Source organism: Mesorhizobium sp. M4B.F.Ca.ET.203.01.1.1 (assembly GCF_004791025.1).
Lineage (GTDB): Bacteria > Pseudomonadota > Alphaproteobacteria > Rhizobiales > Rhizobiaceae > Mesorhizobium > Mesorhizobium abyssinicae.
Genome location: NZ_SRUO01000035.1, coordinates 1 through 7,714, shown reverse-complemented (window position 1 = coordinate 7,714; position 7,714 = coordinate 1). Strand labels below are relative to the sequence as shown.

At 66.6% G+C, this 7,714-nt stretch carries 7 protein-coding genes; 2 read left to right on the top strand and 5 right to left on the bottom strand.

The window, feature by feature from the left end; all coding sequences use genetic code 11:
- Positions 1-284: 284 nt before the first annotated feature.
- The 4 genes from EN846_RS33400 to EN846_RS33385 are packed head-to-tail and all read right to left on the bottom strand — an operon-like array spanning position 285 to position 5,311.
- Entirely contained in the window at positions 285-1,451 is a 1,167-nt protein-coding gene (locus EN846_RS33400; protein WP_127394143.1) for an FAD-binding oxidoreductase, read from the bottom strand.
- A 30-nt stretch (positions 1,452-1,481) separates the two neighbouring features.
- Positions 1,482-3,074 (bottom strand): ATP-binding protein, encoded by a 1,593-nt coding sequence (locus tag EN846_RS33395; RefSeq protein ID WP_128346716.1) that lies wholly within the window; start codon positions 3,072-3,074, stop codon positions 1,482-1,484.
- Entirely contained in the window at positions 3,062-3,754 is a 693-nt protein-coding gene (locus EN846_RS33390) for a response regulator transcription factor (protein WP_127394300.1), read from the bottom strand. The genes EN846_RS33395 and EN846_RS33390 overlap by 13 nt, the downstream gene beginning before the upstream one ends.
- A 3-nt stretch (positions 3,755-3,757) precedes the next feature.
- Complete coding sequence (locus EN846_RS33385; protein WP_128275112.1) at positions 3,758-5,311, bottom strand: DUF4173 domain-containing protein; 1,554 nt, start codon at positions 5,309-5,311, stop codon at positions 3,758-3,760.
- Between the two features lie 529 nt (positions 5,312-5,840).
- Between EN846_RS33385 and EN846_RS33375 the strand changes: the two genes are divergently transcribed.
- Together EN846_RS33375 and EN846_RS33370 are read left to right on the top strand one after the other, a co-directional pair.
- Positions 5,841-6,716: a CoA ester lyase gene (locus EN846_RS33375; protein ID WP_127394169.1), complete on the top strand. Its 876-nt coding sequence runs from the start codon at positions 5,841-5,843 to the stop codon at positions 6,714-6,716.
- 37 nt (positions 6,717-6,753) lie between these two features.
- A complete protein-coding gene (locus EN846_RS33370) occupies positions 6,754-6,960 on the top strand; it encodes a DUF1737 domain-containing protein (protein WP_127286464.1) in 207 nt (68 codons plus the stop codon).
- A gap of 78 nt (positions 6,961-7,038) precedes the next feature.
- Here the strand turns inward: EN846_RS33370 and EN846_RS33365 are convergent.
- The coding region (locus tag EN846_RS33365; RefSeq protein ID WP_135914102.1) for an integrase core domain-containing protein at positions 7,039-7,714 on the bottom strand (676 nt) is incomplete at its 5' end.

Sequence of the window (7,714 nt, the reverse complement as noted above, 5' to 3'; positions counted from 1 at the left end):
CACGGCGCCGAAATAGCTTTCAAGGCTCGAAATGGCAGTCTCTCCCTCGTTAAGACTGCCTGCTCACAGAATCCCTTCTCAGCCCAACTTCAAGTCCCAAAAAGCCATATGCGATTCCCCTGCCCACGAGGGGGGGAGATTGGCAGCTCCAGCGCCTCGCTCATCGTGCAACGTTGGAAACTAGCGAAAGGCGGCATGACATCTAATCTCCCCCCATGTGGGGGAGATGTCCGGCAGGACAGAGGGGGGCGCTGTCCCGCCAGCGTCGAAGAGAAACTTCAACACTAAATCACATTCAACTCCCGGAACGCCCGCCCTTCGGCCACCCGGCTGTACCCGAACGCAGAGCAATCCACCGTTCGGTAGCCGCCATGCACGATCAGCTCGGAGAGCGCCTTGCCGACGGCCGGCGCCTGCTGCAAGCCGTGGCCGGAAAAACCGTTGGCGAAGAGGAAGTTCTCGACCTCCGGATGCGGCCCGATCACCGCGTTCTGGTCGAGCGTGTTGTAGTCGTAATGACCGACCCAGGCGCGCGTCGGCTTGATCGCCTCGAAGGCGGGGATGCGGGTCGCCAGCGTCGGCCAGATCACCTCCTCGAACAGCGGCCAGTTGACGTCGAAATCCGCAGGATCGGGAGCATGATCGCCTTCCTCCGGTTCGGCGCCGCCGGTGAGGTAGACCGAGCCTTCGGGCCGCACATAGATGCCGCTGGGATCGACCAGCAGCGGCATGTCGGCATATTTCTCGCGCGCCTCGAAGACGAAGACGTTGCGCTTGCGCGGCTCGACCGGCAGCACGAGCCCGGCAAAAGCCGCGACCTTTCCGGCATTCGGGCCGGCAGCGTTGACGACGATGCCCGCTTCCAGCGTCTCGCCATTGTCGAAGCTCACGCCGGTGACGCGGTCGCCCTGCCGCGCGATGCCGGTGACATCGGCGGTGATGAAGTCGATCTTCTTGTCGCGCAGCGCCTTGCGGAACAGCATCAGCATCGCATGCGCGTCGAACCAGCCCTCGCCGCTGCGGCCATAGGCGCCGGCGGAAATGCCTTCGGCCGACATCCAGGGGAAGCGGCGCGTCAGCTGCTCGGCGTCCTCCAGCAGAATGTCGGCGCCCTCGGCGATCTGCGCCGCATGATTGGCCTTCAGGATCGGCAGCCCGGCCTCGCCGGCCAGGATGAGATAGCCGCCCTCGCGGAAACCGATATCGGCATCGGCGCCAAAAGTCTCCTTCAGCCGCCGGAACAGTTTCAGCGTGAATTGCGACAGGCGGATGTTTTCGGGAATGGAGAACTGCTGGCGGATCGAGGCCATGGAAAGCGTCGTCGCCGCATGGGAAAATTGCGGGTCGCGCTCGACCAGCGCGATCGAGCCGGAAAACCCTTCCTCGCGCAGATAGTAAGCGACCGAGGACCCGACGATGGCCCCGCCGATGATGACGATGTCGTAGCGCACTTTCTTCTCCGATCCGCCCAGTGGCATCCTTCACGCCACCGGCAGGCTGATCTCGAAGCGCGTGCCGCGCTCGCTGTCAACCAGCCTGATCGTGCCATCATGCGCTTTCAGGAGGGCCAGCACGATGCCCAGGCCCATGCCGGTGCCGCCGGTCTCACGCCGCGTGGTGAAGAACGGCTCGAACACCTTGCCGCGGTTGCTCGGCGAAATGCCGGCGCCGTCATCGCTGACCAGGATGGTCGCCCGTTCCGCCGCGCTCGTGGCGGAGATCGAGACCAGGCTGGCGCCATGCCGCGCCGAATTGTCGATCAGATTGGCCAGCACGATCGCCGCGTTCTCGGCCGAGATGCGCAGGCCGGTCCCGCCGCCGGCCTCGACGCGGACCGTCAGCCGGATGTCCGCGGGCAGCAGCGCCAGCGCCGCATCGAGCGACGTGCTTTCGCCGCTGGGCGCGAGGTTTTCGACGCGCGCCAGCTCGAGCAGGCGGCGCACCAGCAGATTGAGCCGCCCGGCGTCGGTGACGATATTGTTGGAAAACCGCTTCCGCTCGGCCTCGTCCATCGCCTCGCCGGAATCGCGCAGCAGTTCCGCCGCGCCCTGGATCGCCGTCAGCGGCGATTTGAGCTCGTGCGAGACATGGGTGGCGAAAGTCTGGATGCTGTCGGACCGCGCCTGCAGTTTTTGCGCCATGTCGAGGAAGGCGGCGGACAGCTCGGCCATCTCGCGCGTGCCGTGATGGTCGAGCGGTTTCATCGCTTCGCGGTCGCCGGCGGCGATGCGCTGGGTGCGCTCGATCAGCCCGTAGATCGGCCGGCTGACCGTGCGCAGGAAGACCAGCCCGATCAGCAGCGTGCCGCCGACAATCGCGATCGCCGCGAGCGTCACCTTGCCGCGCTCGCCATAGAGATGCTTGACGATGTTGTTCGGCGTCCGCGACAGGTAGACCACGCCGGCGATCCGGCCTTCGACCGCGACCGGCATGGCGACGAAGACCCGCACCCTGGTGCCGCGGCTGACCGAATAGAGCGGCGGCGCCGGCTGGTTGGGGATCCTCAGCCGGAGCGCGCTGGCATAGCGGCCGGCAAGTGCTGCGCGCACCTCCGCGACATCGGCCAGCGACTGCCCGATCTCCTCGCGCCCGGCGATGACCACGCCTCTTGGATCGAGCAGCCGGAAGCCGGCCAGCGTCGTCTTCTGCGTTTCCGCGAGGATGCCGGAAAGCCCCGCGCCGATTGCCGCGAAGGCCGGATCGGCGATTGCCGCGACCGGGGCGGGCCGCGTCGGCAGCACAGTGTCGGAGGCAAGGTCGAGGCGCGGCTCGAGCGGCTGGTACGGCTCGTTCGTGCTGGCGCTCCGCTGGGCGTCGATTGCCACCGGCGCGCCAAGCTTGTCCGGCGCGATCCCCGCCGCGCGCACATCCTCGGCATAGATGGCGGCCAGCACCGCGCCTTGCGCGATCAGTTCCGCCTCGGTCTGGCGGATCAGCTGGTTCTCATAGAGGCGGAAGAAGAACAGGCCGACCAGCGGCAGCGCCATCACCACGATCAGGATGGCGACCACCACCGTGGCCAGGCGCGGCCGCCATTTCTTGCCTGTCCAGTCCTGGGAATTCAGCCGCCGCATCGGCCGAGCCGGAAGCCGACGCCGTGTACCGTCTCGATCGCGTCCGTGCAGCCGGCCGCCGCCAGCTTGGCGCGGATGTTGCGGATATGGCTGTCGACGGTGCGCTCCGAGACATGGATGTTGGCGGCATAGGCATTGGCCATCACCGCCTCGCGGGCAAGCACATGCGCGGGGCGCGCGAGGAATCCTTTCAGGATCGAGAATTCGATCGAGGTCAGCGCCAGCGGCTGGCCGTCGAAGCTGGCGCCGTGGCTGGACGGCGTCAGCACCAGCCGACCATGCGCGAACTGCCGCTCGTCGGTCTCGGCCGCAACCGGGCGGGCGCGGCGCAGGATGACGTTGACGCGGGCGACCAGTTCGCGCGGGCTGAACGGCTTTGTCACATAGTCGTCGCCGCCCATTTCCAGCCCGAGGATGCGGTCGATCTCTTCATCCCGCGCCGACAGGAACAGCACCGGCACATCGGATGTCTGCCTCAGCCGCCGGCACACTTCCAGCCCGTCCATCTCCGGCATGCCGATGTCGAGCACGACGAGGTCGGGCGCGCGGCGCTCGACCGCCTGCAGGGCGGCCGCGCCGTCGGCGACGCCTTGCGTCTTCATGCCGGCCTTTTCCAGCGCGAAGCAGATGATCTCGCGGATATGCGGATCGTCATCGGCGACGAGGATTTGATGCGGCATCGATCAGCGGCCCGGCACGGAAGGTTGCGAAGGCTGAGGAACCACGAGCGGGCCTCTTTTGTCGAGAGTGCGGATGAGCCGCCAGTCGCGAAAGCTCCAGGCGCGCCAGTTTTTCTGTTCGGCGCGGTAAGCGGCCTCGTCCCCGGCGTGCGCGATGGCGAGGTCGCGCCGGCAGGGCTCATCGGTAGCGGGCCCGTTCGCCTGGTGCGCGAGGAACCGGTCGAGCGCTGGCAACGCGCCCGGGCCGAGCGAGCGCAGATACTGCGTGTCCAGCGGAACGCCTTGCCCGGTCATCTCGTAGGAATGGTCGACATTGTAGTTGGCGATCGTTGCTGCGAAGTTGACGTAGCAGCACGCATAAAGCGTCGCCGATAACGTCAGAAGATTGGCGGAGAGCAGCCATTCGCTGGATTTTCCGAGCGCGATGCGGGCGATGATCAGCGCCAGCCCCGCCGCCACCAGCCCCATCCAGACGAAGGCGGCAATGCGCAGATAGGTCAGCGCATAGATGCCGATATAGAGGTCGAGCCTCAGCATCGAGGAGATGACCAGCATGATGTTCTGCGCCACCCAGGCGTAGACCAGCCGGCGGATCAGCGGATCCCCGGAGGTTTCGCTGCCCGGCCTCAGCGCCGCCAGCACGAAGCCGGCGGCAAGCAGCGCGGTGACGATCAGCGGATAGGCGCCGCGATGCGCGTAAGCCGCGTAGGTCAGCCCGTCCGGCAGCGCCACTCCGCCCCACAGATAGGTGGCGTCGAGCCCGGTCTGCATCGCGAACAGGAGGTTGAACACGACCAGCGCGCGCAGGATCGCCGCCTTGCCGAAGAGAACGTCCTCGATTGCCGTCCTTGCCGGCGCCGCCGGTTCGACGCGAACAGGCCGCGCCGGCCGAGGCAGACGGCGGAGGAAGCGCGGCAGGCGCGGGCGCAGGAAGGCCCAGACGCCGGCGAGCACGGCGAGCCAGAAGATCAGCCGCGGCAGCTGGATCAGGTTGAGGAGTGCAAAAAGGTCGATCAGCGAGAACCAGTATTCGATGACCGGATTGGCGGCGCCGAACAAGGCGAGGAAGACGAGGCCGAGGCCGAGCGGCATCGCCCATACGGCGATCGCCGCCAGCCGGATGCGCCGCCGGCCATGGCGCCGCGCCGCCTTGCGCCAGCGCAGGAAGTCGCCCACGAAGCGGAACGGCGCGGCGATGACGAAGGCCAAGAGCTGCCTGGCGATGCGGGCAACGCTGGAGCGCAGCCGCCCGGCGAGCGAAAGCGCGAACACCGCCATTGCCGCCAGCGCGACCGAGACCGAGAGCGGACTGACATTCTCGACCAGCGGCAGCAGCGCGCAGAGCAGGGCGGCCGGCCTGATCCAGAGCCAGCGGTCGTTGGAGGCGAGGGACAGGGGATTGAGGGCCGCAACCGCGGCGGCGAGCGCGATGCCGAACAGGAACCACGTGATGCCGGCCGGCTGGCCATAGAAGAAAAAGTCCGCCAGCGCGACCAGCAGGACGGCGACGCCGAAGCGCCGGCAGTAGCTCGGCGCCGGCGCGAGGAGATGTGTCATGAGCGGGTTTTCCTCGCTTTGGCCGGGGCGTGGCGCGGCGGCGATCTAGGGACGAATGGCAACAGCGTCGCGGTCGGCCGCGACTTCGGGGCGAGCCACCAGCCATCGCTGCGCAGCCGGTAAGGCAGGGACCAACGGGGATTTTCGCGTGTCTGCATGCGGCCTGTCTCGCAAGCAGGCGAGGAGAGAGCGGGGCGGATTGGAGGAGGTTTTCCGCAATTGCGTGCAGGTTTCGTGCAGGCCAATCACTTCAAATTGCGCTGGCCCCGCGCCCTTTCAGAACGTTGGCGCCGCCCCTCACCTGCCTGCCGCCATCTTCTCCCCGTTCACGGGGAGAAGGACGTCGTCACGCGGATCTTCGCCAATCACCCGCGTCGCAGGAAGCGTGCTGGGGCCGCGGCCAGCCCCTTCTCCCCGTCACTATACGGGGAGAAGTGCCCGGCAGGGCGATGAGGGGCGGCGCCGACTTCCGACGATTGGCTGCGCTGCACGGCTTGCCTCCATTGTCCACAGGCGGCATAGATCCCGGATGCAAACCTACCGCCCGCGCCGTTCGGTGCTCTACATCCCGGCCTCCAATGACAGGGCGCTGGCCAAGCTCGCGACGCTTGCCTGCGATGCCGTGATCATCGACCTGGAAGACGCCGTGCCGCCCGCCGATAAGGTCGCGGTCCGCGAAAAACTGGCGGGCATCCTGACCGAACGTCCAAACCGGCGCTGCGAGATGATCGTGCGCGTCAACGCGCTGGGAACCGAATGGGGCATCGACGACGTGCTGGCGGCGGCGAAAGGCGAGGCCGACGGCATCCTTTTGTCCAAGGTCGTCACGCCGCGCGAGGTGCTGGAGGCCGGCGACCTGCTCGACGATAATTTCGCGCCGGACACGGTGAAACTATGGGCGATGGTGGAGACGCCGAAGGCCCTGCTCAACATCGGCGCGCTTGCCGAACTCGGCCGCGACCCGGCCTCGCGGTTTACTTGTTTCGTTGCCGGAACGAACGATCTGGTCAAGGAGACCGGCGTCCTGGCAACGCCGGACCGGCGCTATCTCATGCCCTGGCTGATGCAGCTGGTGCTGGCCGCGCGTGCCGGCGGTCTCGATGTGCTCGACGGCGTCTTCAATGATTTTCGCGATGCCGATGGCTTTGCCCGTGAATGCGTGGAAGCAGCCGCCATGGGCTTCGACGGCAAGTCGCTGATCCATCCGGCGCAGATCGAGGCGGCGAACCGCGCCTTCGCGCCGGCGCCCGAGGCTCTTGCGCAGGCGCGCGCGGTGAAGGCGGCCTTCGGGCTTCCCGAAAATGCCGGCAAGGGCGTCATCGCGCTCGATGGCAAGATGGTCGAGCGGCTGCATCTCGCCCAGGCCGAGAAACTGCTGGCGAAGGCCGCCGCCATCGGCGCATGATGGTCCTAAACGAAATCACCCACCACAGAGACGAACCATGAAACTCTACCGCTTCCTGTCCGCTCCCGACGATTCCAGCTTCTGCCACAAGGTGACGGCGGCGCTGAACAAGGGCTGGCACCTGTTCGGCTCGCCGACCTACGCCTATGACAAGAAGACCAAGTCGATGCGCTGCGGTCAGGCCGTGGTGAAGGATGTCGAGGGCCACGACTACACGCCCGACACCAAGCTGAGCGATTGGTAGACGCGGAATTTCAGCTGGCATGTCCAGCCGATAGATGGGTAACAGAATGGACCGGATACATAGGTAACAGTTCTCCCCCTATGAGTCCGCTGCAGCGCCAAGCGGATTGGTTGGCGCGGCGCTGCAGCGGACAAGCGTCATACGCCTTGTGTCGATGATGCCGAGCTGGTGGGCATGGAACGAAAGAGCCCATTGACCATCCTCGGTCTGGGCGGCCGCGACAGCTTCACCAGCCAATGCCTGCGAGACATAGACGAAGCCGCCGTTCCACCTGATCTCGCCATTGTGGCGTACATGACGGACCGCGGCCTCGGCTGGATAATCAGGCTCGGGCAGCATCGTCGGCATGGCGCGCCGGGAGGATCTGTAATGCTGGGCTGGAGTGTCCATGCCGAGCGCCTCATGGGGACGTTCTTCATTGTAGCTGTGCCGGAAGGCCTCGAAGGCCTGGCCCTGGGCCGTTCTGTCGGCCTCCGGTGCCTCGGCCAGCGGCAACAGGGTCAGATGAAAGCGCTCGTGGCGCCCGTTCTGCTGGGGTTTGCCGGGCGCGATCCGCTCCAGGGCGATGCCGAGTTTGATGAAGCGCACCGCAAGCGGTGTCAGCCCGGTGACACCGGCCGACGCGAAGGGCGGGCCATTGTCGCTTCGGAACCGGTCCGGCAGGCCATGCTCCTCAAACAGCCGCTCGAATATCGGCCAGGCCTCGGCATCCGCCGTCGAGCCGGTCGCTTCGAGCGCCAGCAAGTAGCGGCTC